Origin of the sequence: Streptomyces sp. NPDC006512, from assembly GCF_040611935.1 — a bacterium.
In the GTDB taxonomy this organism is placed as follows: Bacteria; Actinomycetota; Actinomycetes; order Streptomycetales; family Streptomycetaceae; genus Streptomyces.
Genome location: NZ_JBEXPG010000014.1, coordinates 1 through 23,168 on the forward strand (window position 1 = coordinate 1; position 23,168 = coordinate 23,168).

Consider the following 23,168-nt stretch of genomic DNA (forward strand, 5'->3'; position numbering starts at 1 on the left):
CGCGGACAACGCTTCCCACTCCAGATCCGACAGTTCATGACGACGCACCATGCGGCACATGATCCCCCATCAGAACCCTTTGAAGACAGTGCCTAGACCGCGGCGCCCCCAGGGCCTCAGACGGGTTCCGTACCCTCACCCGGCGGCGGAGCGGTGCGGATCGTCTCCAGCGCGGTCAGCAGGCGCAGGTAGGCGAGCCTTTCCGCCGCCATCGCCCGCACCAGGGGCAGGTCGTGCGGATCACCGGGCGGTAGCGCCCGGGCGGCGGCGAGGCGGAGCTCCCTCGCCCGGTACGCCTCGCTCCGGGCGTCGACGCAGGCCGCGTCGAGGAGCTCGTGGTCGAGGACCTCGGCGAAGGCGCGCTCCGTCAGTGCCGCGAGCCGGTCGAGGTCGGCGGCGCACTGCTCGGAGGCCGGTCCCGCACAGGACGCCTCCAGGGCCCGCGACAGCGACCCGAGGGCCGCCCCGAGCCGCGGGTACCCCCAGGCGGGCTCGGTGTCGTCCCGGCATCCGGTGGCGAGGGCCAGCAGCACGGCGGCGCAGGCCACGGCGCGGACCGCACCCGTCGCCCGTCCCGGTCCCGCGCCCCCGCGCGCGGTGGAGCAAGCGGTCATGGGAGCCCCGAACGCCGGTGGTCAGGGGACGGCCTCGTCCCGACCGCCATCCTCGCCCGCACCGGTCAGCGCTGCCACCCGGAGCCCGCGCGGCCGGCCTGCGCGTACGTCGAGGGCTGGACCGCCCGGTGCCACGGCGCGGAGGGCGGACCGCTGCCGACCGGGACGGAGCCCGCGGGGGGAGCCGTCGTGACGTGCAGTCCGGCGTCCAGCCCGAGGGCCGCGGCGACGGCCGTGCCGTCCGGCTCCGCGACGGCCGCCGGCGCGCCCGTGTAGAGCATCTGGGACTCGTACCAGGACGGCGTCGCGCCGGGGCCCGACACACCGATCGTGCCCGCGCCCGCGCGGCCCGCGAGCAGGCCGCCCGCGACGCCGACGGCGCCGTAGCCGCCCTCGCCGCCCGCCTCGGTCACCGGGGAGAACACCGGTGCGGGCCCGCCCGCCGTGGCCAGGCTCGTACCGACGGTGCCCGTACCGGGGCGGCGGAAGTAGAGGCGGACGCCGTCGCCCGAGGGGCTCGCCGAGAGCGGACCGGTGGTCGCCGGCAGCCCGGTCGGGAACGGGCCGTCGAGCGGGGCGTCCGGAGCCGGCCGGACCCAGGCCAGCACGGTCCGGGCCGTGGCCGCGTACACGTGGCGGCGTCCCGCCGCGTCGGTCGCGGTGACCGGCTGGCCCTGGAGCGCGGCGCCGCCCAGGGACTGCCACGCGCCGAAGGCGCCGTCGGGGGTCTCCTGTGCGCGGGCGCGCAGGGTGCGCGCGGAGTCGCGTACGTACACCGTCATCCGGCCCGCGCGGTCCACGTCGACGGCCGGCGCACTGATCGCCGAAGTGCCGGATATGTCCCCCGTGTCCGGGGTGCCCAGGGACTGCCACGGGCCGAACGCCCCGTCCGGCGCCGCCTGGACCGCGTACACGACGTCGCGCGCGTACTCCTGGGGCGCGGCGCCCAGGGTGGTGCGGGTACCGAACACCGCGAGCCTGCCGTCGGGCAGCCGGACCGCCGTCGCGCCGGTGTCGATCCCGGCGCCGGCGAGGAACCCGGGACCCTCCCAGGGGGCCTTGGGGCCGCTGCGCGACCAGTACGCCATCCGGCCGTCCAGGACGGCGAACGCCCACAGCCGGCCGGACGCGCCCTCGGTCATCCAGGACGTGCCGTCGCCCCGGCTGTAGCGGATGGTCTGGTTCCATCCGGCGCCGGTGGGCCGGGTCGCGGTCTTGCGGTCGCCGCAGCCGGCGGGACTGCCGCACCAGTCCTGGTGGTCCGTCCAGGCGTAGGTCTTGAGGTAGCCGAGCTTCTCCTCGGCCGCCTGCGGGTCGAGCGTCGGAGGCAGGCCGCTGTTGGGATAGCTCACGTAGTTCTGCACCGAGAAGTGCGGCCGGTCCGCGGACTTCGCGTAGCGCTCGGCCGCGGCCTGCACGAAGCGGGCCCCGTACATGTGGTCCTGGTGGTCGAGGAAGGCGCCGCCGCCCTGGGAGCGGCCGGGCGTCGGGTCCTGCGTCCGTATCGTCGTGGGCCGGTACCGCGCGAAGACGCCGACGATGGCCTCGACGGCCTGCTCCTTGGTGTAGGAGAAGGGGCCCTTGACCGGGGTCCCGGAGGTCAGCTGGGAGCCCAGGGCGGAGACCTTGCCGTCCCACAGTCCGCGGAGGCTGTCCGGATTGTCGTCGGAGATGCTGCGGGCCTCGCGCAGCTGCATCCAGACCAGGCTGACCTCGGGCCGGGCGACGAGGACGTCCACCTCGGCGCTGCCCCCACCGACGGTGGGTATGGACTCCCGCTGCCAGGCGGCGGCGCGGTCTCCGGTGGCCATCTGCGCGTAGGCGGCCCGTATGCCGTTCTGCCGGGCCTCCGCGTAGGCGGCGTGGTCGGCGGGGCCGGCCGGATCCTCCAGGTGCGGGCTGTGGGCCTCGTTCCTGCCGTCGGACTCGCCGGAGGTCAGGTAGACGGTGGCGACCTTGACGCCGGTGGACAGGGAGCGGCTCAGGTCGGGGTTCATGAAGAAGAGGTCGTCGTCGGGATGCGCGACGACCTGGAGGACCGTGCCCTCGGTCACACTCGGGCGGAACGGTGCCTCGGGAGCGGTCGCGTCCTGGGCGTTCCCGTATCCGTGGGCCCAGGTCGTCACCCCGGCGGCGCCGACGGTGAGCACGGCGAACAGGGCCGCGAGACGGGTGCGGCTGGCCAGGGACATCTAGAACGCCTTGAGGATCGGTCCGGTGCGGAACTCTGCCGAGGAGAGGGTGGGTCGGCGCCCCGATGACTCCACGACTTCCGGAGACGACCGGGCCAGATTATGCCTCGCGCGTTTGCGACTGACACACCCTCAAGAGGCATATGACGGGAAACCGAGTCGAATGCCGCTTATCGCCGACTTAGGCGATTTGCACTTATGTGTCATGGGGTGTCGTCGCCTGTCGGGCGACCGGAGACCCCCGCAAAGTGATCCGCCTCACACGTTGTCACGCTGGCCGCCCGCACGGTGCCTTGAGGCCGGACCCACGGACGACGCCGGCCACCCGCGGCTCGGACACCTCCCGGCAACCCGGCGCGTCACGGCCGCGCACGGAGTCGCGCCCTGGCCGCCGTCAGTACCCGCGCGCTGACGGCGGCCGTTCCCGTGGCGGGGCCGGCGCTACGGCAGGTAGGCCTGCTTCGTGGCGCAGGTCCAGATCACGGGCTTCAGCTTGCCCTTCGCGTTGACGGCGGCTCCGCCGACCCGGCCGTCGTCGGACACCGACCCGGCCGCGCTCGCCTGGTTCGCGGCGAGCCGCGGCAGCGCGAGCACCGGCCCCGTGCCCGGCCAGAGCTGGGCCTGGTCCGGCACGAGCTGCTCGTCGGGGTGGAACTTCGCGGTGCCGACCGACACGTTGGTCGTCGGGCTGATCGCCTCGAAGGTTCCGTACGGGTGTGTGTTCAGCACGCCGGGGGAGCTGCCGGAGCCGGTGTACGGGGGAGTCCAGGTCCACGGGGTGAACTGGTAGCCGGGCCCGTACCAGTCGTAGCCGACGACGCGGCCGCTCTCGTCGAGGTCCTGGACGTAGCTGTCCTGGGTGCTGGGGGCGAGGGACCGGGCCGGCCCGCCGTCGCCCGGCCAGATCACGGGGTAGGTCCGCTCGATGTGCTGGCCGGTCTCGGGGACCTCGTGGTCCTGCTTGGCCACGCCGAGGACGTCGCCCTTGTTGTTGACGGCGGTGACCAGTTCGAGGCTGGTGCCCGGCCCGGCGTCCGCGGGCAGGGGCAGCTCGCGCACCTTCTGGCCGTCCTTCCAGACGAGGCCCGCGCCCGCCTGGTTGCGCGAGACGACGTACCCGGCGTCGTTGACGTCGGCCTCGCCGTACGCGTAGTCGCTGCCCGGCAGCGGCGTGACCGCGGGGGCGCCCGCCCGGTAGGTGAACACGTAGCCGCCGGCGCCGAGCACGCGGCCGACCATCAGGCCGCCCTTGTTCACGGCGATGAGCTCGCCCTGAAGGTCGGCCGCGGGCAGCGGGACCTTGTGGAGCGTGGTGCCGGTCCAGTACACGGGCCGCGCGCCGGAAACGCCGACGGACAGCTTGCCCGTACCGAAGGCGAGGACCCCCTCGGTCTGCCGGTTGCCCGGGTTGTAGCCGCCGGACGTGCCCAGCGAGCCCAGCACCTGGAGCTTGGGCGTGCAGGTGGTGGCGGCCGATGCCGGACCGGCGGCGGTGACGATGCCGGCCAGGACGATGGCGGCAGCGGCGGCGCAAGCGCCTCGTCTCATGGGTGTGCGGTTCATGGTTCGAATCCCCCCTGGATTGTCATATGCCCGGTGACTGCGGCGTGTTGATGTTATCCGCCGGTATTCCCGTTCGCCCGTGGTGGGTACGCCGGATTTTCCGGTAGCCGCCCTCCGTCCGCCCCGGGCGGGCGGCTGAGTACAGTGATCAGCTGCCGTCGGCCCGGCGGCCCGTCCTTTCTCCAGGGGGAACCCGTGCCAGCGCCGCTTCCGCACCACCGAGCGCACCGATCCGTCGTCCGGGCGAGGCGGCGGACCGCCACCGCGGTGTGCGCCGCACTCCTGCCCGCGGCCGTACTCGTCCTGCACCTCGGGCTCGGCCCCGCGGCCCAGGCGTACGGTCCCGTCGGCGCGGGGTCGCCGGGGGCGAGCGGCCCGACGGCGGCCGGCCGGGTGACGGTGACGGAGGGGCAGGTCCGCGAGGCCGCACCCGGGGGCGCGATCCTCTACCCGAGCGTGACCAGCTGCCTCACCGTCACCGTGCGGCTGCGGGACGGCGGTCTCGTCGGCGCTCACGCCAGCCTGTTCCAAGTGCCGGGCGAACTGCGGTCCGACGAGATCCTGGCCGCGCTCGGGGACCGCGTCGGCGGGCGCCCCGTGAGCGCGGTCCAGGTCCGCGGGGCCGTCGGCGCCTGGCATCCGGGCTACTTCGTGAAGGCGATCGAGGGGTACGGGGAGGGGGAAGAGGTACCGGTCGCCGCCGGCCAGGACTTCGAAGGCCTGGCCCGGGCGGTATCGCGGGGCCTCGGCCTGCCCCGCGGGCTCGTCACCGTCGAGGACGTGCCCGACGGGGACCAACTCGTCGGCTGACGGCGCTTGTCCATGACCGCCCCGGCACGGTGTGGCCCCCGCACCCCTCCACCCTGCGGACAGCCACAGGGTGGAGGTGCGGTCCTACGGGGCCGGCCGGTCCTACCGGTCCTGGGCGAGTTCGTAAAGCTCGCGGAAGCGGCCCCCCTCCAGGGCCACGAGCTGCTCGAAGGGGCCCTGTTCCACGATCCGGCCGCCGTCGAGGACGACGATGCGGTCGGCCAGGCGGCAGTTCTCCATCCGGTGCGTGACGATCACCGTGATGCGGCCCTCCCGCATGTCCCGCAGGCCGGAGAAGACCATGTGCTCACCGCGGGGGTCCATCGCGCTCGTCGGCTCGTCCATGACCAGCAGGCCGGGCTTGCGGTGGAAGGCGCGCCCGCAGGCCAGGCGTTGCCACTGACCGCCGGACGGCTCGTGACCGCCCCAGAACGAGCGTGCCAGGAGGGTGTCCAGGCCGTCGGGGAACTCCTCGACGGCCGTCCGCATGCCGACCGCGTCCAGCGCCTCCCACACGGCCTCCTCGCCGCGCGGGTCCGGCTGGCCGAGGGTGATGTTCTCCCGTGCGGAGAACGGCCAGTACCCGTACGACTGGGTGACCAGGCCGACGTGCCGCCAGGCGGTGCGCTGGTCGGCGTCGGAGGTCGGGACGCCGTCCCAGGAGACGGTGCCGGACGTCGGGGCGGTCAGTGAGGTCAGCAGCCGGATCAGCGTGGACTTCCCGGCGCCGTTCTCCCCGACGACGGCGACGACCTCACCCCGGGCCAGGGTCAGGGAGACCGGACCGAGGGCGGGCGCGTCCTTGCCGGGGTAGGTGTAGGCCGCTTCCTCCAGCCGGATCTTCTCCGGCGCGTTCTCCATCACCTGAGGGCCGCGCGGGCCGGAGTTCTCGGCGGCCTCCTTGACGAAGGTGGCGTAGTCGCCGAGGTACAGGGCGTGCTGGAACATGGCGGCTCCGTACACGACGAGCTGTGACAGCGCCGCCGTGGAGGTCCGCATGGCGACGATCGCCGTGCCGGCGGCGGCGAGGGCCATGTACCCGCCGACGACGAGAGCCGCGAGCGCCCCGTACGTCGCGACGACGAAGACGCCCGAAGCGGTGGCGGCGATCAGGTACACGGTCAGGTAGCGGGGCGCCGAGGACACCATCTTGGCGTCGATGCGCTCGCAGACGGCCGCGTACCAGTGGTGGGCGTAGGGGCGCATGCTGTTGCCGCGCAGCTCGTCGGCGAGCTTCGGGGTCGTCAGGTGCCAGCGCATCATGTGCTTGATGTTGCGCGAGGCGATCGTCTCGTTGTGGAGGCGGTAGTCGAGGCGGGCCGCGTACACCGAGCCGAGGCCGCGGGGTACCACCGACAGGAGGAGCAGCGGCAGCAGGACGGGGTGGACCACGGCCAGGACCGAGGCGACCGCCACCATGTCGATCATTCCGCCGGTGAACCCCAGGGCGTCCTGGAGGAGCATGGCGGAGCGGGCGGAGCCGGTCTCGGCGGCCTCCGAGCGCTCGGTGAAGTCGGGGGCGTCGTAGGCGGCGAGTTCCACGTCCATGTGGGCGTCGACCATCGCGAGGTCGGCGAGGGTGGCCATGCCGGGATTGAGCCGCCGGGCGGCGCTGCCGGCGGCGATGGAGGCCAGTGCGCCGAGGGCGGTCATCGCGGCGGCGACGACCAGGGGCCAGGCGGCCGCGGACACGCGTTCCTGTACGCCGTCGCTGGCCAGCAGGGGGACCATCGCCCGGGAGACCGCCGCGAGCGCGGACGCCGTGCAGATCCCGCCGAGGAGCTGGGCGGCGACGAGTACGTGGAACGCGGTGCGGTTGACGGCGAGGGCCAGCCGGGCGGTCTGCTTGAGGGCGGCGGGAACACGGCGGGCCATCTGTCCCAGCGACAGCGCCTGCATGGTGTCGTTGTGCCGGCCCCACGTGTACCTGAACTCCGGCGGGGCGGGTGGTGCGACGGCGGATCCCTGTTTCGCGCTCTGCTGCTCGGACACGCTGCGTCTCCTTCAACTGGGTTGTGGCGGAGCCCGGTTCGTCGCTTCCGCGCACGGCGAGGACGCCCCTGCCGGTGGTGGGCGGCGGGGCGGGTGCGGGGTCGCTGGAACTGGAGGGAGTGAGTACAGCGCAGGCCCGCGGCCGGAGCAGCGGGATCTGGCCGACCTCGCGGCGGCCGGCCCCCTGGCGTGGCCGCTGATCGTGTCGGGGGGCCGCCGGGTCTCCGGGCGGGCCGCCGGGAGAGGTTGGCCGGAACCGGCCGGTACGGGGGTCGGGCCGCCGGAAACCGCTTGCGCGCACCGCCGGGGCCGATGCCGGACCGGGGGTCACCTGCTCCGGCGGCCGGGACCCGGCCGGGCCGCGGTCCGTCGCCGCGCATGGGACGCGCGGCCGGGGGCAAACGGGCCCCACGGACGGTTCGTTGCTGAAGAGGAGGTGGCGGCGGTGCGCGCTGACAGGGTGCTGGAGTCCTTTCCCGCCAGTGATCCGTACGGCAGTTGGCCGGCGGAGGAGTACGCGGCCCGGTGCCGTGCGCGGGGCGTGCGGGTCAGTGTCGTGATGGACCTGAAGCGCGACGCCTTCCTCGTCGTGGCCCCCGACACGGACGCGGCGGAGGCGGCGGCCGCGTAGCGGCAGGGCCCCGCCCGGGTCACCCCGGCCAGTGCACGCGCCCGAGGTGGATCAGGCGCAGCTGGCCGCGGGCCGTGGCGGTGACGGCCGACCAGTCCTCGCCGCGCAGCGAGGCGGCCAGGCAGGCCGAAGCCGTCATGAACATGTGGTCCACCAGGAGCCGGGACAGCATCGTCACCTCGTCGGCGCCCCACCCCGCGCTGACCGGATCGGCCACGAGCGCGGCGCCGATCTCCCCGGCGAACGCGTCGAGTTGCCCGGCGATCGCCTCGCGCACCGCCGGGACGCCGCCGTGCCGCTCGCGGACGAGGAAGCGTACGTGCGCCGGCCGGCCGCGGACCAGCTCGGTGATGAGGCGCACCGCGGCGTCACCGCGCCGCTCGGCGTCACCGGTGGCGGCGAGGATGCCGCGTACGGTCTCGTGCAGGCTGGCCAGGGCCTCCTCGACGAGCGCGGTCCCCAGCTCGTCCATCCCGTCGAAGTGCCGGTAGAAGGCGGTGGGGGTCACCCCGGCGGCCCTGGCCACCTCCCGGAGCCCGAGGCTGCCGAGACTGCGCTCCTCCAGCTGCGACAGGGCCGCGTCGAGGAGCGCGCGTCGGGTGCGACGGCGCTGGGCTTCGCGGACACCGGTGTTCGGACTCATGCCGGCAGTCAACCGCGTCACAGTTGCCGGCCGCCAGCATGAGTACAACTAGACCGGGTAGTCAGTGAACAACTGTTACCTATAAGTAGGAGGAACTCTCGTGCTCTTCCTCGTAGCCGCGCTTCTCGTCCTGGGCGTCGTCCTCGGCGCCGTGGCCCACGTGCCGGTGCCGGTGAGCGTGGTCGCCGGTACCGCGATCGCCGTCTGGCTCGCGCTCTTCGCCGCGCGCGAACGGCTGTCGGGCCGGCGCGCCGGGCGCTCCGGCCACCACGGCGGAGGCCTGCGGTGAACGCCCGGACCACCGCCGTGAAGACCCCGGCGCGCACCCGTGACGCCGACGCGATGGCCGTCACCGCGTTCGTCCTCGGCCTGGCCGGGCTCCTCGTGATGAACCTGGTCCTCGGCCCGGCCGCCGTCGTGCTGGGCTCCCTCGCCCTGTGGCGGCACACGTCCAGGCCGGGCCGCGCCCGTCTCGGCATCGCCCTGGGCGTGGCCGACCTCGTGGTCCTCGCCTGCCTCGTCACCGCCGACGACACGTGGTCGTGGAGCCTGGCCTGACCCACACCGTGACCCGCCCGCCGGACCCGCCCCGCGCGGCCCGGCGGCGCGGCGGACTGGAGGCCTGGGAGCCCGGCGGGCGTGGGGGCTACAGGCGGGCCGTGCGGCGTACCTCGCCCCAGTCCACGAACTTGAAGTCGGTGTCGGTCCGGGCCTGCCCGTCGGGCCCCGCCGTCGCCGGGGTGTTGGCGCCGTCCTGGACGACGAGCAGTCCGTTCGGGAAGCGCCTGCCGAGGGGGGCGCCGGTGACGGCGGCGCCGTCGCACTCCTGCGATCCGTCGGGCGCACCGGGCCCGCTGCCCGCCGCGATCCGGAAGCCGCGGACGTACGCGTTGCCGGGGCCGCGCCGGAACACGGAGAAGGTGTCGTCGCCCTGACCGGAGGCGAGCAGGTAGCCCTCGTCACGGGGGTCGTCGGGGTCGCGCCAGATGGTCAGGCCCTCGACGTCGGCACTGATGTGACGGCCGCCGAAGCCCGGGTCCGCGCCCGCCGCGCACTCCTCGGTCCCCGGGTCCCAGGTGCCGGGGACCCCGTACGAGCGGACCTTCTCGATCAGCCGGGCCGGGGAGCGCAGGTCGGCGTCGAGCTTCCAGATGCCGACGTCCTCCTGGCCGGCGTACAGGTCACCGGTGTCGGGGTCGACGACCATGCCCTCGACCTGGGGGAGTTCGCCGGGCTCTGCGCACGGGGTCCAGCGCGTGCCGTTCGGGAGGCCGAAGGAGGAGGGCAGCGAGGCGGTGCGGACCGTGCGGTAGCCGACCTTGCCCTGTGCGTTCGGCGTGAGTTCGGCGAGCGCCAGGTCGGTGGCGTGGCGCCGGCTCGTGACCGCGAAGGAACGGCCGCTGCGGCGGTCGGTGTAGGTGGCCAGGCCGTAGACGGTCCGCTGGTCCGCGACCTCGTCCTGATCGGCCGAGAACACGAGCGGGGCCGCCGTCTCGTCGGTCACGTCGACCAGGGGGGCCGTGCGCCGCGCGGGGTCGATCCGGTAGACGCGCAGCTGGTCGCGGCCGCGGTCGGAGACGACGGCGACGTCGTGGCGTCCTTCGGGGAAACGTAGCCCGGTGACGAGGTCGACGTTGTTGAAGCGGCCGGCGTCGTCGCCCTCCCTCGGCGGGGGCGGTGCCGGGATCGACTGGACCTGACGTCCGTCGAGGTCGTAGACCCGCAGGCCCCCCTCCTTGGCGGTGGCGACCACGAGACTGCGGTCGGGGTCCTGCGCGTTGCGCCAGATCACCGGGTCGTCGGCGTTGGCGTTGCCGCCCGCCTCGTCGTCGAAGAGGGAGGGCGTCTCGACGGACGCGGTCACGGCGGGCAGCGGGGGAGGGCCGGCGGGGCCGGTGTGCGCGTGCACCGGTGTGGTGATCACTGCCAGGACGGCGAGCGTCGCCACGGCGACGAGGGGCGGCCTCCTGCGCGGGGTCGCGGTCATTCTGCCTCCAGCTCACGGGTTCGGGGTGGCCGCGGCGTCGCGGGCGCGGGGGCGGCGACGCCGTGTACGTCCGGCCGCCCGTCACCCTGGCCTGCCCGCGGGTGGCCGTCATGGAACCCTGATGACATGCGCATGACTTCGCTGTGACCTTCCGGTGCTGCCGGTTCCCACGATCCCCTCGGCGAAGCCGCCCCGCTCGGCGGCCCCGCCCGCCCGGCCGCCCTTTTCGCGGGCCGCGCCGTGGGTAGCCGACCGGTGACAGCGAACGCACGGCCAGGAGGCGGAATGATCACTCAGGAGCAGTTGACGGTGCTGGCCCGGTCCGGGGCGTACACGCAGCGGGGCCTGCACATCGGGGCGGTGGAGTACGTGCTGGTGGACGACACCACGGGGAGGCCGGAATGGGCACGGGTCGTCGACCGGGCCTCGGGGCTGGCCGGGGTGTTCGTCCCGCTGCGCCAGGCGGAACTGATCGGCGAACGCCTGGTGGTGCCGTACCCCGTGGCCCTGATCGAGGAGGCTCCCTGCGCCGCGCTGGACTGCGGGAGCGTGCTGTCCGTCGCGGAGGAGCAGCGGCTGTTCGGGCACTACGGCATCAGGGACCCCCGCGACGAGGTCAACGCCGAGCAGGGCGCGGGCTGGAGCGGCATGGACCGGGCACAGGCCATCCGTGAGGGTACGGCGGGCAGGGAGGGCGGCGTCTCGCGTCTGAGGCGGGCGCAGCCGGGCCGGTAGCGCGCCCCGGCGGCCGGCGTGCGCCCGGCCCGGCTTACGCCCCCGCCACGGCGAGCCGGTGCTCGTGCACGCGCAGCTGGAGCGCGGCGAGGTCCAGCAGGGGAGTGACGACGCCCAGCGCCCGGGCGCGGCGGGTGAGGTCGGTCAGGACGTGGTCGGCCTCGGTGGGCGCCCCGGCGACGAGGTCGCGGTAGAGGGACGGTGTGAGCGGGGAGCCGGAGGCCGTGACGGTGGCCTTGGTGAAGGCCAGTTCCGCTTCCGGCAGCGGGTGGCCGGCGGCCGCCGCGACCGCCGCCGCTTCGGCGAGGATGGCCGGCCCCAGCGCCGCCCCGCCCTCGACGGCGGTCACGTCGCCGACCGTGCCCCGCATCAGGCAGGTCAGCGAGACGAGGGTCGAGATGAAGACCCACTTGTGCCACATGGCGGCGACGATGTCCTCGGTGGCGGGCGAATCGATGCCCGCCCCGGCCAGGACCGTGCGGACGGCGTCCACGCGGGGTGAGGGCCGCGCGTCGGTCTCGCCGGTCAGGATCACCGAGGGCGGGGCCATGCGCACGATGTCCCCGTGCTCGTTCAGGGTGGTGACCACCTTCGCGACCCCGCCGAGCACTGATCCGGCGCCGAAGCGCGACACGAGGGTGTCGAGGTGGGCCATTCCGTTGAGCAGCGGCAGGACGGCGGTGTCCGGACCGACGGCGGCCTCGACGTCGGCCAGCGTCGCGTGCAGGGCGGTCGACTTCACCGACAGCAGGACCAGGTCGTACGGGCCGCCCGGCGCCTCCGCCGTCACCAGCCGCGGCGCCAGCCGGATGCTTTCGCCCTGGCCGTCGACCCGCAGGCCGCGGGCCCGCAGGGCTTCCGCGCGTGCGGGCCGGACCAGGAACGAGACGTCCGAGCCCGCCTGGGCGAGACGGGCGCCGAAGTAGCCGCCGACGGCGCCGGCGCCGACCGTGAGGATCCGCATGGAGGAGTGCCTTTCGTGGGACGGGGAGCGGGTGGGGCGAGCGGGGTCTGAGCACGGGTGCGGGTCAGGTCACGGCGCGGGAACCGTCGGCGGTACGCGCCGGCCGGCCGGGTTCGGGCCGCACCGGGTCGGACGCCGCTGCCGGGGAGCCGGCCGGGCGCGGCCGGTATCGGGAGACCGCGACGCCGGCCAGGCAGAGCGCCCCGCCGAACAGCGTCAGCCAGCCGGGTACCTCGCCCAGGAAGGCCCAGCTCAGCAGGACGACGATCGCGGGGACGGCGTAGGTCGTCGCGCCCAGCCTGCCCGCGGGGGTGCGGGCCAGGGCGTAGGTCCAGGCGATGAACGCGAGGGCGGTCGGCACCACGCCCAGGTAGACCATGTTCAGCGTCGCGGAGAGGGGCGCCCCGGGCAGTTCCCTGACGAGCTGCCCGGCGAAGGGCAGGCAGGCCACCGTCCCCGTCATGCAGCTGTAGGCGGTGATCTGGAGGGGCGTGCCGAAGGACAGCGCGGGCTTCTGCGCGACGACGCCGGTCGCGTAGGCCACGGCCGCGAGCAGGCACAGGACCACTCCGAGCACCGAGGTCGACGCGCCGCTGCCGCCCGAGGACATGGACAGGCCCACGACGACCGCTCCGACGAAGGAGACGGCCATGCCCGACAGCAGGCGCGGCGGCAGCGCCTCCCCGAGGAGGCGGGCCGCGAGCAGCGCCATCAGGATCGGCCCGGTGTTCACGAGCAGGGCCGCCGTACCCGCGTCGACGAGCCGTTCGCCCCAGTTCAGGGCGACCGTGTAGCCGCAGAACCACACCACCCCGGAGACCAGGATCCCCCGCCAGGCGCCGCGGGGCGGCAGGCCCTGGCGGCGGACCAGCAGCAGGGCGCCGAGCACCAGGGAACCGGCCAGCAGCCGGCCGAGGGCCAGGGCGCCGGGGGAGTAGGCGGCGCCCGCGCTGCGGATGGAGACGAAGGCGGAAGCCCAGGCGAACACCGTGAAGGTGACGGCCCCGGCCGTGAGGACGCCGGGGGATGCCTGACTGGGGCGGAAGGACGTCATGGCCCCACCCTACGTCAGAACGCTTCGGTGAGCACCGAAATAAATCGCCCCGCGACGCCGTGAGGGTGGCGCACGGTCAACGCCACATGTCAGGGGTGATCCCCAGCAGGTCCCGGAAGGCGCGATCCCCGGCCGCGGTCACCTCCAGAGCCCGCCCGCCGTCCGCCGGTCGCACCAGCCATTCCCGCTCCAGTGCCCGCGCGCGCAGCCGCGCCCCGACGACCCCGCCCAGGTGGCGGCGGCGCTCCGTCCAGTCCAGGCAGGCGCTCGCCTGCCGCCTGCGCCCTTCGTGCGCGAGGCTGACGCCCGCCTCGGCGCACCACTGGCGGCCGGCCTCCGTCAGCTCGAAGGCGCCCTCCGTGCGGAGCAGCCCGCGCCGCTCCATCGCGTCCGTCACCGCCATCCCCAGGCGCCCCGCCACGTGGTCGTAACAGGTGCGGGCGAGGGCCAGCGGGTCCGGCGCCGCCACCACGGGCACGGAGTACGCCGGGTCCCGGTCCGGAACCGCGTAGGAGGCGAGCTCGTCGAGGAGGCGGGCGGTCTCGGCGTCGGCGATCCGCACGTAGCTGTGCCGGCCCTGGCGTTCGGTCACGCAGAGCCCCGCCTCCGTCAGCCGGGCCAGGTGCCCGCTGATGGTCGACGGCGCGACGGAGGTGATCCGCGCCAGCTCGCCCGCCGTCCAGGCCCGCCCCTCCAGCAGCGTCATGCAGATCGCGGCCCGCGTCTCGTCGGCCAGGGCCGCGGCGAAGGCCGCCAGGAGCGCGGCCGGGGCGGCGCCGACCCCCGGCGCTCCGGCCCCGGCTGTTCCGGTGTGGGACTCGTTCATGCCCCCAGCATGCCGCATCACTTCGGTCAATGACGAAAGATTCGCTTCCGCGGTACGTGTCACCGCGAGCGCATCATCGGGCCGCCACGGGCAACAAGGCTGCCATGACGACGGAAAGCGGCACGGCCGCGAGACGCTCACGGCTCCTGTGGCTCGTACCGGCCCAGGCCGCCGCGATGGTGGCGCTGGGCCTCTTCGTGACCCGGGCACCGGCCGGCCACCGGCTGCTGTCACCGGAGGACGGGGTCACGGACGGCTTCGCCGAGCGCCGGACGCCGTGGGCGGACTCCGTATCGGAGTGGCTGTCCGTCGTCGCCTCCACGGAAGTCATCGTCGGCGTGACGCTGATCTGCGTCCTCGCCCTGCTCGTGCTGCCCGGTACCCCGCGGTGGGCCGACGCGGTCTTCCTGGGCGCGTCCGTCGCCGTGCAGTCGGCCGTCTTCCTCGTCGTGACGATGTGCGTGGAACGTCCGCGCCCCGACGTGCCCCGCCTGGACGGCGCGCCGCCCACCTCCAGCTTCCCCTCCGGTCACGTCGGCGCCTCCGTCGCCCTGTACGGCGCGCTGGCCACGCTCGTCTGGACCCGCCTCCGCGGTCCGTGGCGGTACGTCGCGGCAGCGGCCCTGGTCCTCGTCGTGCCGGCGGTCGGGCTGTCCCGGATGTACCGGGGCATGCACCATCCCTCCGACGTCGCGGGCGGTCTGGTCAACGGCGTCGCCACGCTGCTCGTCGTGGGCTCGGTGTTCCTGTCCGGCCGCACCACCCGGGACGCCGACGGCGGCCCGGACGCGCTCCTCCCCGCCGCTCCCGGCTCCGCCGCACCCACCGTCCCGGCACCCGCCTCCGCCCCCGCCGCCCGGGACGCGGGCCGTACCGGCCGGCGGGCCGTCGTGGTACGCCACCCGCACGGCTGCGACGACGACCTGGCCGAGCGGGTGCGCCTCAGCCTCGACCGCCACGGCTACACTGACCAACGCTGGACCCCCACCTCGGTCGAAGAGCCCTGCGGGGCCCTGCCGGAGGAGTGCGCGGAACCCGGCGTGGGGCTGGTCGTCGCCTGCGGCGGGGACGGCACGGTACGCGCCTGCGCCGACGTGGCGGCCGGCACCGGCACACCGCTGGCGCTCGTGCCCTGCGGGACCGGCAACCTCCTCGCCCGCAACCTGGACCTCCCCCACGATCCACTGGCCGCCCTCGAAGAGGCCCTCGCCGGCGGCGACTTCCCGATCGACGTGGGACGGGTGTGGGGCGACGGCCTCCCGGCCACCCGCTTCACGGTGATGACCGGCGCCGGCTTCGACGCCGCCACGGTCCGCGACGCCTCGCCCTCGCTCAAGGCCCGACTGGGATGGCCGGCGTACGTCCTGTCGGCCGCCCGCCACCTGGGAGATCCCGGCATGCGCCTGTCCGTGCGGCTGGACGGGGGCCGGATCCGCCGTCGCCGGGCCCGGATGGTCGTCGTCGGCAACGTGGGCGCGCTCCAGGGCGGACTCGAACTCCTGCCCAGGGCAAGGCCGGACAGCGGACGGCTGGAGGTCGTGCTCTTCGACCCCCGGGGCGCGACGGGCTGGCTCGCCGCCGCCGCACACCTGGCGTCCCGGATCGTCCGTACGGCCCCCCGCGTGCCGGAGGCGTCCGTCCAGCCGCCGTCCGGCGGCCGGACGGTGGCCGGGGGGTCCCTGGAGTACTTCAGCGCCCGGCGGATCGAGATCCGCTTCGCCGGCGCGCAGCCCCGGGAGGTCGACGGGGACACGCTGACGGAAGGCTCCCGCCTGTTCGCCGAGGTGGAACCGGGCGCCCTGCGGATCCGGCTCCCCCGAGCACCGGGAACCCCTCCGGACGCCCCCGGGGAACACCACGTCCCCGGAGAACACCACGCCCCCGGGGAACATCACGGCCGACGGGACCCGGATGCCCGCCCCGCCGCCCGTCCGTCCCGTACCGCACACCACTGAACCCGCGCCGGCACGCCGCGCCGGGACCACACACAGTCAGGAAGCCGATGGGAACCGCGACCCGGGTACCACAGAGACGCGACGTAGTGGGCGAGGAACTGTCCGCGGACGAGGCCTGGGCCGCCCTGCGCCGGTACGGGGGCTGGAGCCTGGCCCGCGACTCGTTCGTGCGCTTCCGCTACGCGGACGGCTTCAGCCACTCCCGCGCCCTCGCGCTCCAGACCGTCCTGTCCATCGTGCCCCTGGCCATCGCCGCCATAGGCCTGTCCGGCGTCCTGCACACCGAGGACCTGGGCCGCGTCGCCGAGCTCACGATCGGACGGATCACCAGCGGCCCCAGCCGGCAGGTGGTCGACGAGGCCCTGAGCGAGAGCCGCCGCCACGCCGGCGACGGCGGCCAGGCCGCCCTCTGGCTCGGCCTGCTGTTCTCCGTCGCCAACGTCACCACGAGCCTGTGCCAGGTCGAGCGCGGCGCCAACCGCATCTACGGCAACGAACGCGACCGGCCCTTCCTGTACAAGTACTCCCGCGGCCTCGTGATGGCGGCCCTCGCGGGTCTTCCCCTCGGGCTGAGCTTCGTCCTCACCGTCCTCGGCGCCGACCTCACCCACGCCTTCGCCGAGGTCTACCACCTCGGGCCGGGCGCCGTCCGCGCCTGGGACATCCTGCGCTGGCCGGTCGGGATCCTGCTGGCCGTGCTGGCCACCAGCGCGATCTTCCGCCTCTCACCGCGCCGCGACCAGCCGGGCTACACCTGGCTCGCCTTCGGCGCCGTCGTCTACCTGGTGCTGTGGATCACCGCGACCTGGGCGCTCAGCCTGTACGTCGGCGCCAGCAGCACCTTCACCAGCGTGTACGGGCCCCTCAGCGCCCTCGTTTCCCTGCTGCTGTGGTCCTACCTGACCTCGCTGGCCCTGTTCCTCGGCCTGTCCTTCGCCGCCCAGCTGGAAGCCGTACGGGCCGGTGTGCGTGATCCGGTCGCACGGGACCCGGGCGTCTGAACCCCGACGCCCGCACCCCGCCGTCCACCGCCCACCGCCCGCGGCCCACCCCGCCACCCGACCCGCCGTCCCCCGCCCGACGCCCCGAACGAAAGACGCGTACCCATGGCACAGCATCCGCCCCGCCCCCGACTCCGCGCGGCCCGCGAGTTCCTGGCCAGACACTCCGGGCCCGACGCGGCGTTCGGGAGGCGGCTCGTGCTGACGGTCACGGCGACCGTCTGCGTGACCGTGCCGTTCGTCCTGGCCCTCGTGCTCGTCGAATCCCGCTGGCCCCCGCTGTACCGCCTCGACCGGGACACGGCCGAACGGCTCCACCGCGCGGCCCTGGAGGACCCGGCGCGGGTGCGGGTCCTGGACTTCCTCACGGGCGTGCTGTGGGACCCGGTGACCATGCGGCTCCTGGTGGCGCTCCTCGTCGTGTGGCTCCTGCGGCGCCGTGCCTGGCGGCTGGCGGCCTGGGCCGCCGTCACCGAGACGGCCGGCGCCCTCATCGGGTTCCTCACGAAGAACGCGGTGGAACGGGCGCGTCCCCACCTGCCCGACCCCGTCGCCGACGCGCCCGGATTCTCCTTCCCCTCCGGTCACGCGATGACGGCCATGGTCTCCTGCGCCGTCCTGCTCCTGGTCCTGCTCCCGCTGGTGCCGCCCGCCTGGCGGCCGCTGCCCTGGGCGCTGGCGGTCATCAGCGTGCTGGGCGTCGGCTACACCCGGGTCGCGCTCGGTGTGCACTGGGTCAGTGACGTCGTGGGCGGCTGGCTCCTCGGGATCGTCGTGGTCACCGCGACGACGCTCGTCTTCGAGGCCTGGCGGGCCGACACCGGACGCCGCCGGACCGGCGTCGCCGAAGGACTGGAGCCCGAGATCTCCGGGGAGGAACCCGAGCCGGCCGTCGGGGTGTCCCGCCGGCCGGGCTCCCCGGACGGGCCGTCACGCCCCTGATGAGCCGCCGGCGTGCGGACCGAAGTGGTTCGCCCCGGCGTGCCGGGCCTGCCCGGACGGGGGACGGAAACAGGCGGTGATCGTCTTGCCGCCGTGGAAGGAGTGCGCGTCCCAGGCGTCGGCGAGGGCGTCGATGATGGCCAGCCCCCGCCCGGAGGTCGCCTCGCGCGAGGGGTCGCGCGGGGCGGGCAGGGACGGGTCGCTGTCGGCGACGCTGACGTGCAGGCACTGCCCGTCCCAGGTCAGCACCAGCTGGGCCGTGCTGTGGGCGTGGACGTGCGCGTTGGTGACGAGCTCCGACACCGTCAGCAGGACGGAGTGGGCCGTGTCGGGGGCTTCCGCGGTCCACCGCAGGGAGTCCAGGTGTTCCCCGGTCCACCGGCGGGCCTCGCGCACCCCCCGGTACACCGGGAAGGACCTGGCCCACCCCTTCGCACGCATGGACACCGCGCTCACCTCGCTTCCGCTCGTGTGTGACGCCGGACCGGACGGGTCGGGACGCGGCTCAGAACCGGTCCGCCCGATGGCGGGCACGGTGTCCGCCCCTGCGGTGGACGAGCAGCAGGGCCAGCATCATGGGCGCGATCAGCAGGACCATCGCCGTCATGGGAGTACTCCTCTCCTCGTGGACCGTCACTCCTGCGCGTGTGGCCGCTGAGGGGCGTCCGAAACCCGGGCCCGTGCCACCCGTCTCCCAGGCCCTCGAATACGTGATCCATGTGCTGAATGCGCGCGGAATCAGCCCATCCGGATGTCGGGGTGCCGAGGGGCCCGAGGGGGTTTTCGGGATGCCCGCCGAGGTGGGAAGGCCGCGAGGCGCCGGGGGTGGAACGGGGGAGCGCCCGGCTTCGGCCACACGCCCCCACACGCCTCCCGCCGTGACGTTCCCTCCCGGCGGTAGCTGGGCAGCCGCTTGGTGCTGATCGACCGTCACGTGAGCGAGGGGAATCCCGATGACCAAGGTTCTGGTGCTGCACAGCGTGTGCCTGGTGAGGTCCGCCCTGGCGGCGCTGCTGAGATCCGAAGGAAACTTCGAGGTCACCTCCGCCGGCTGGCGGGCCGCCGCGCGCCAGGCGGAGTTCTTACGACCCGACGTGGTGGTCGTGGACCTCGACTGTCCGGGGGCGTCGGCCGCCCTCCTCGCGGACGCCGGCGCCGCACGCCGGCTGCCCCACCCCAACGCCCCTCTGCTCGTGCTCGCCCGCGCCGACACGCCCGGCTCGCTGCGCCGGGCCTTCCAGACCCGGGCGCTCGGCTACGTCGACAAGGACGGCTCGCCCGCCCGGCTGGTCCGGGCCATCGGCAAGGTCGCGGCGGGAGAACGCTGCATCGACGCCACCCTCGCCTCGGCCTTCATGGAGGCCGACCCCATGCCCCTCAGCCCGCGCGAACTGAGCGTTCTGGCCCGGGCCGCCGAGGGCGACTCGATCGCGGAGATCGCCCGCGCCCTGCACCTCGCCAGCGGGACCGTACGCAACTACATGGCCGCCGTGACGCGCAAGACCGGCGCCCGCAACCGGATCGACGCCATCCGGATATCCCGGAGTGCCGGCTGGGTCTGAGCCGCCGGCCCGAGTACCCCCCCCGCACCCCCGACGGCAGACGGGCGATCAGCCCGGCCGTGCGCGCCTCACCCGCGCGCGTCCCACGAACCCACCAGATCCCGGTACAGGGGCGACCTGGCCGGGAGCTCCGCATGCGTGCCGCACACCGCCCGGGTCCCGTCGAGTACGAGTACCCGGTCGGCCCGGGCCGCGGACGAGATGCGGTGGGCGACCACCACGAGCGTGCCGGGGCGTTCGGCGAGCGCCCGCTCGGCGCGCGCCTCGGTCAGGGGGTCGAGGTGACAGGTGGCCTCGTCGAGCAGCAGCAGGGGGGCGGGGGAGAGGTAGGCGGCGGCGAGCGCGAGGTGCTGCCGCTCCCCCTGGGACAGCCGCCCGGGGTCGACGACCGCGTCCGGTCCGCCGAGCCGGGCCACGAGACCGTCCACGCCGAGGGCGGCCGTGGCCCGCTCCACCTCCTCCCCGGACACCGGGCCGGGGCACAGGTGGGTCAGGTTCTCGCGGACCGTCCCCGTGAAGACGTACGCCTGCTGGGGCAGCAGCGTCCGCCGGACGTCGGGGCCGTGCCCCGCACCGGCCCGCGCGGGGGCGCCCGCGACCCGCACCGTCCCCCGGCCGGGCGGCAGCAGACCGGCGATCAGGGCGGTGAGCGTGGACTTTCCGATGCCGCTCGGCCCCACCACGGCCAGGTGTTCCCCCGGCCCGACCACCAGGTCGAGGCCGTCGATCACCGGGTGTGCGCGGGGGCCGTAGGCGAAGCGGACCCGACGGAGCTCGACGGCGGGCGCGTCGGGTACGGGGCGGGCGGCGGGGGCGCCGGGCACGGGGACCGGGGTCACCCGCGCCCGTTCCGGCACGAGCCGTTCCGGCGCCGTCCGTTCCGTCCCGGCCACGGTCCCCGGTTCCGGGTCGCAGAACCGGTCCAGTACCACCAGCAGCCGGGTACCCGCCGCGCCCAGTGCCGTCATCAGCGCGTCCAGGGCGGGGAGCAGCGACTGCACGAGGTAGGTCAGGGCCCCGGCCACCGCCCCCGCGCTCACCCCGCGCCCGAGCAGCCAGGGCGTGCCGGCCAGCAGTACGACGACCGGCAGCCGGCCCGCGACCCCCAGGGCCAGCGTGCGCAGCGCGGTCCACCGCGCGAGGCGACGGGTCAGCCGCTCCTGTGCGGCGACGAGCAGTTCCACCGGGGCCCCGGCGCTCGCCCCGCCACCGCACGCGACGACGTCGCGCAGCCCCGAGGCCAGTGCGCCGGCGCGCGCCGACAGCGCCTCGTCGGCGTCGAGCGCCGCACGCTGAACGACCGCCATCGGGTGCAGCGTGGCCAGGAACCCGGCCGTACCCAGGAGCAGCGCGGGCAGCACCAGGACCAGCAGGAGGGGATCCAGCGCGGCCAGTCCGGCCAGCGCCCCCAACGCGGTGAAGACGAACGACCGGGCGATCAGGACCAGTCCGGCGAAGGAGTCCCGGGCCATCTCGGTCTGCTGCGTGAGCCGGGAGACCGCACCCGAGTCGCCCTCCCGCCCGGGCGCCGCGACGGCCCGCGCGATGGCCTGGCGCACGGAGCGCCGCACCAGACCGTCCCGCAGCGGCTCGACCAGGTCCGCGAGCCCGCCGAACACCCCGCGCAGGGCGAGCGCACCGAGCAGGGCTCCCGCTCCGGCCACGGCCAGCCAGCCGAGACCGGTGCCGGTACGGCCGGCGAGGAAACCGTCGTCGAGGGCGCGCGCCACCGCGTACCCGCCGAGGAAGGTGTGCGCGGACTCCAGCAGGGACCAGAGCGCGAGCCGGCGCAGCGCACGCGCCCGGCCGCGCAGGAACCGGCGGCCCTCGCGGGACACCCGGCGCCAGGTGCCGTACTCGCTCACCGGGCCGCCTCCCGGCCCGCCCGGCGGGAGTCCGGCTCCGGGGCCGGTTCCGTGCCCTCGCCGAACACCGCCCGGTAGGCGGGGTCACGCCACAGCTCGGCGTGCGTACCGGTCGCCCGGACCCGCCCCGCGTCGAGCCACACGACGAGATCGGCGCGGGCGGCGGAGGAGATGCGGTGGGCGACGACGAGACGGGTGCCCGGCCGGACGTCACGGGCCAGCGCCCGTTCCACCTCGCGGGCGGTGACCGTGTCCAGGCTCGACGTCGCGTCGTCCAGTACGAGCAGCCGCCCCGCACGGCAGAACGCCCGCGCCAGCCCCAGCCGTTGCAGTTCCCCGCCCGACATCGGCGCGTCCGCGAGCGGAGTTCCGTAGCCGTCGGGCAGGCGGCGGACGAAGGCGTCGGCTCCGGCCGCCCGCGCCGCGGCGCGCACGGTCTCCCGGTCCGGCGGCGGGACGTCGCCGAAGGCGATGGCGGCCGCGACGTCCTCCCCGAAGAGGGCGGGCCGTTCGAAGGCGTGGCCGACCTCGCGGCGCAGCTCCCGGGCGGACAGTTCGTCCAGCGGCACGCCGTCGAGCAGTACCCGCCCCTCGTCGCAGGCGGTGAGCCGCCCCGCCACGGCGGCCAGTGTCGTCTTGCCGGAGCCCGAGCGGCCCACGACGGCGGTGGTCGTCCCGCCGGGGACCGTCAGGTCGACGTCGCACAGCACCACGGTGCCCGCGCGGACGACCCGCACCCCGCGCAGCTCCAGCGTCCCCGGCCCGTGTGCGGGCAACAGGCGGGTCCCCTGGGTGAGTTCGGGCAGCTCGAAGAGGGCGGCCGTGCGGCGGGCGGCGGCCCGGCCGCGCACCACGGCCGCCAGCCGCCCGGTCACGGCGCCGACCCCGGCCGCGAGGCCCGCGTAGCGGACTGCGGCGAGGAGCCCGCCCACGCCGAGGGCCCCGTCCGCGAGGCGGACGCCGCCCACGCCGAGGACGACGTACAGCAGCAGGGGCATGAGGGCGCTGGTCCGCGCCACGGTCGTGCCGTAGATCCGCCAGGTCCGCCGCCCCTCGGCGCCCAGCTCCGGCAACCGGTCAAGTACGCGGGCCTGTTCGCGGTCGGCGGTGCCGGCGGCGGCGATGGTGCGGGCGCCCGCGAGGGCCTCGACGAGGCGGCCGGCCATGGCCAGCTGCACCTCCTGGTAGCGGCCGACGCTCGCCCCCGAGGCGCGGGCGAAGGTCCTGAGCAGCAGGGCGAGCAGCGGCAGTCCGGCGAGGAAGGCCAGCGCGGTCCACACGTCGACCAGGAACAGTGCAACGAGCCCGCCGAGCGGGGGGAGCACGGACACGGCCGCGCTCACGACGGCCGCGGGTACGGCGCCGGCGGTGGTGGCGTGCGCGGTCAGCCGGGCGGAGAGTTCACCGGGGGAGTGGCGGGCGGCGTGGTGCGGCGCGGTGCGCAGCAGCCGGGCGAGACCCAGACGCCGAAGCCAGGCGGTGGAGCGGGCGTCGACGCCGCCGGTGAGCCGGGCCGTCGCCGCGTCGAACAGGACCTCGGCGGCGATCACCGCCGCGCACCACGCGGTCCACCGGGCACCGGCGGGGTCCTGCCGCAGCAGCAGGTCGAGGGTGTGGCCGAGGACGGCCGGTTCGGCCAGGGCCGCGCAGGCGGCGGCCACCGAACAGGCCGATACGGCGGCGAGGCGGCCCGCGCCGTGCCGCGCGGCCGCCCGCAGGGCCCGGTCGGCGGCCCGGGCGGCCGCCGCCTCGCCGGTGGGATCGGGCGACGTCATGGGCGGCGGCTCCAGGGGTGTGGTGCGGGCCCGGGCGGCGAACCGCCCGGGCCCGAG

The 23,168-nt window shown here is 75.2% G+C and carries 21 protein-coding genes; 9 read left to right on the plus strand and 12 right to left on the minus strand.

Annotated elements, in window-relative coordinates:
• Positions 1 to 116 precede the first annotated feature (116 nt).
• From ABZZ17_RS12490 to ABZZ17_RS12500, 3 genes are all read right to left on the minus strand, one after another.
• Complete coding sequence (locus ABZZ17_RS12490; RefSeq protein WP_356874935.1) at positions 117 to 614, minus strand: hypothetical protein; 498 nt, start codon at positions 612 to 614, stop codon at positions 117 to 119.
• A gap of 65 nt (positions 615 to 679) precedes the next feature.
• The gene (locus ABZZ17_RS12495; protein WP_356874937.1) at positions 680 to 2,806 is read right to left on the minus strand and encodes a PIG-L family deacetylase; all 2,127 of its coding nucleotides are present in this window, start codon (positions 2,804 to 2,806) and stop codon (positions 680 to 682) included.
• 441 nt (positions 2,807 to 3,247) lie between these two features.
• Positions 3,248 to 4,354 carry a hypothetical protein gene (locus ABZZ17_RS12500; RefSeq protein ID WP_356874939.1) on the minus strand — a complete coding sequence of 369 codons (1,107 nt, stop codon included), beginning with the start codon at positions 4,352 to 4,354 and terminating at the stop codon, positions 3,248 to 3,250.
• Positions 4,355 to 4,636: 282 nt separating this feature from the next.
• Here ABZZ17_RS12500 and ABZZ17_RS12505 point away from each other — a divergent pair, with 282 nt between their 5' ends.
• Positions 4,637 to 5,179 (plus strand): hypothetical protein, encoded by a 543-nt coding sequence (locus tag ABZZ17_RS12505; RefSeq protein WP_356874941.1) that lies wholly within the window; start codon positions 4,637 to 4,639, stop codon positions 5,177 to 5,179.
• 102 nt (positions 5,180 to 5,281) lie between these two features.
• On the opposite strand, the gene ABZZ17_RS12510 is transcribed toward ABZZ17_RS12505, so the two are convergent.
• Positions 5,282 to 7,171, minus strand: coding sequence for an ATP-binding cassette domain-containing protein (locus tag ABZZ17_RS12510; protein WP_356874943.1), 1,890 nt, complete (start codon positions 7,169 to 7,171; stop codon positions 5,282 to 5,284).
• A 445-nt stretch (positions 7,172 to 7,616) separates the two neighbouring features.
• Between ABZZ17_RS12510 and ABZZ17_RS12515 the strand changes: the two genes are divergently transcribed.
• Positions 7,617 to 7,802, plus strand: coding sequence for a hypothetical protein (locus tag ABZZ17_RS12515; protein WP_356874945.1), 186 nt, complete (start codon positions 7,617 to 7,619; stop codon positions 7,800 to 7,802).
• 19 nt (positions 7,803 to 7,821) lie between these two features.
• Here the strand turns inward: ABZZ17_RS12515 and ABZZ17_RS12520 are convergent, their stop codons facing one another.
• Positions 7,822 to 8,445 carry a TetR family transcriptional regulator gene (locus tag ABZZ17_RS12520; RefSeq protein ID WP_356874947.1) on the minus strand — a complete coding sequence of 208 codons (624 nt, stop codon included), beginning with the start codon at positions 8,443 to 8,445 and terminating at the stop codon, positions 7,822 to 7,824.
• A gap of 100 nt (positions 8,446 to 8,545) precedes the next feature.
• On the opposite strand from ABZZ17_RS12520, the gene ABZZ17_RS12525 reads away from it, so the two are divergent.
• On the plus strand, positions 8,546 to 8,734 hold the full coding sequence (locus ABZZ17_RS12525) for a hypothetical protein (protein WP_356874949.1): 189 nt from the start codon (positions 8,546 to 8,548) through the stop codon (positions 8,732 to 8,734).
• A gap of 53 nt (positions 8,735 to 8,787) precedes the next feature.
• Positions 8,788 to 9,003 carry a DUF4190 domain-containing protein gene (locus tag ABZZ17_RS12530; RefSeq protein WP_356875203.1) on the plus strand — a complete coding sequence of 72 codons (216 nt, stop codon included), beginning with the start codon at positions 8,788 to 8,790 and terminating at the stop codon, positions 9,001 to 9,003.
• Between the two features lie 88 nt (positions 9,004 to 9,091).
• Here the strand turns inward: ABZZ17_RS12530 and ABZZ17_RS12535 are convergent, their stop codons facing one another.
• Positions 9,092 to 10,432 carry a phytase gene (locus ABZZ17_RS12535; RefSeq protein ID WP_356874951.1) on the minus strand — a complete coding sequence of 447 codons (1,341 nt, stop codon included), beginning with the start codon at positions 10,430 to 10,432 and terminating at the stop codon, positions 9,092 to 9,094.
• 285 nt (positions 10,433 to 10,717) lie between these two features.
• On the opposite strand from ABZZ17_RS12535, the gene ABZZ17_RS12540 reads away from it, so the two are divergent.
• Complete coding sequence (locus ABZZ17_RS12540) at positions 10,718 to 11,167, plus strand: hypothetical protein (protein WP_356874953.1); 450 nt, start codon at positions 10,718 to 10,720, stop codon at positions 11,165 to 11,167.
• Positions 11,168 to 11,201: 34 nt separating this feature from the next.
• Here ABZZ17_RS12540 and ABZZ17_RS12545 read toward each other — a convergent pair whose 3' ends face one another.
• From ABZZ17_RS12545 to ABZZ17_RS12555, 3 genes are all read right to left on the minus strand, one after another.
• Positions 11,202 to 12,131, minus strand: coding sequence for a ketopantoate reductase family protein (locus ABZZ17_RS12545; RefSeq protein ID WP_356874955.1), 930 nt, complete (start codon positions 12,129 to 12,131; stop codon positions 11,202 to 11,204).
• Between the two features lie 64 nt (positions 12,132 to 12,195).
• Positions 12,196 to 13,185, minus strand: a complete 990-nt coding sequence (locus ABZZ17_RS12550) for a DMT family transporter (RefSeq protein ID WP_356874957.1) — start codon at positions 13,183 to 13,185, stop codon at positions 12,196 to 12,198.
• Positions 13,186 to 13,261: 76 nt separating this feature from the next.
• A complete protein-coding gene (locus ABZZ17_RS12555) occupies positions 13,262 to 14,011 on the minus strand; it encodes a helix-turn-helix domain-containing protein (RefSeq protein ID WP_356874959.1) in 750 nt (249 codons plus the stop codon).
• A 104-nt stretch (positions 14,012 to 14,115) separates the two neighbouring features.
• Between ABZZ17_RS12555 and ABZZ17_RS12560 the strand changes: the two genes are divergently transcribed.
• The 3 genes from ABZZ17_RS12560 (at position 14,116) to ABZZ17_RS12570 (ending at position 17,909) form a co-directional block, all read left to right on the plus strand.
• Positions 14,116 to 15,966, plus strand: coding sequence for a phosphatase PAP2 family protein (locus ABZZ17_RS12560; protein ID WP_356874961.1), 1,851 nt, complete (start codon positions 14,116 to 14,118; stop codon positions 15,964 to 15,966).
• A gap of 47 nt (positions 15,967 to 16,013) precedes the next feature.
• Positions 16,014 to 16,967: a YihY/virulence factor BrkB family protein gene (locus ABZZ17_RS12565; protein ID WP_356874963.1), complete on the plus strand. Its 954-nt coding sequence runs from the start codon at positions 16,014 to 16,016 to the stop codon at positions 16,965 to 16,967.
• A gap of 105 nt (positions 16,968 to 17,072) precedes the next feature.
• Complete coding sequence (locus ABZZ17_RS12570) at positions 17,073 to 17,909, plus strand: phosphatase PAP2 family protein (protein ID WP_356874965.1); 837 nt, start codon at positions 17,073 to 17,075, stop codon at positions 17,907 to 17,909.
• On the opposite strand, the gene ABZZ17_RS12575 is transcribed toward ABZZ17_RS12570, so the two are convergent.
• Complete coding sequence (locus ABZZ17_RS12575; RefSeq protein WP_356875205.1) at positions 17,898 to 18,350, minus strand: ATP-binding protein; 453 nt, start codon at positions 18,348 to 18,350, stop codon at positions 17,898 to 17,900. The two genes, ABZZ17_RS12570 and ABZZ17_RS12575, sit on opposite strands and share 12 nt — an antisense overlap.
• Before the next feature lie 512 nt (positions 18,351 to 18,862).
• Here ABZZ17_RS12575 and ABZZ17_RS12580 point away from each other — a divergent pair.
• Positions 18,863 to 19,471, plus strand: a complete 609-nt coding sequence (locus ABZZ17_RS12580; RefSeq protein WP_356874967.1) for a response regulator transcription factor — start codon at positions 18,863 to 18,865, stop codon at positions 19,469 to 19,471.
• A 68-nt stretch (positions 19,472 to 19,539) separates the two neighbouring features.
• Here the strand turns inward: ABZZ17_RS12580 and ABZZ17_RS12585 are convergent, their stop codons facing one another.
• Both ABZZ17_RS12585 and ABZZ17_RS12590 read right to left on the minus strand, forming a co-directional pair.
• Entirely contained in the window at positions 19,540 to 21,336 is a 1,797-nt protein-coding gene (locus tag ABZZ17_RS12585; RefSeq protein WP_356874969.1) for an ABC transporter ATP-binding protein, read from the minus strand.
• Entirely contained in the window at positions 21,333 to 23,111 is a 1,779-nt protein-coding gene (locus ABZZ17_RS12590) for an ABC transporter ATP-binding protein (RefSeq protein WP_356874971.1), read from the minus strand. Before ABZZ17_RS12590 ends, ABZZ17_RS12585 begins: the two co-directional genes overlap by 4 nt.
• Positions 23,112 to 23,168: the final 57 nt, after the last annotated feature.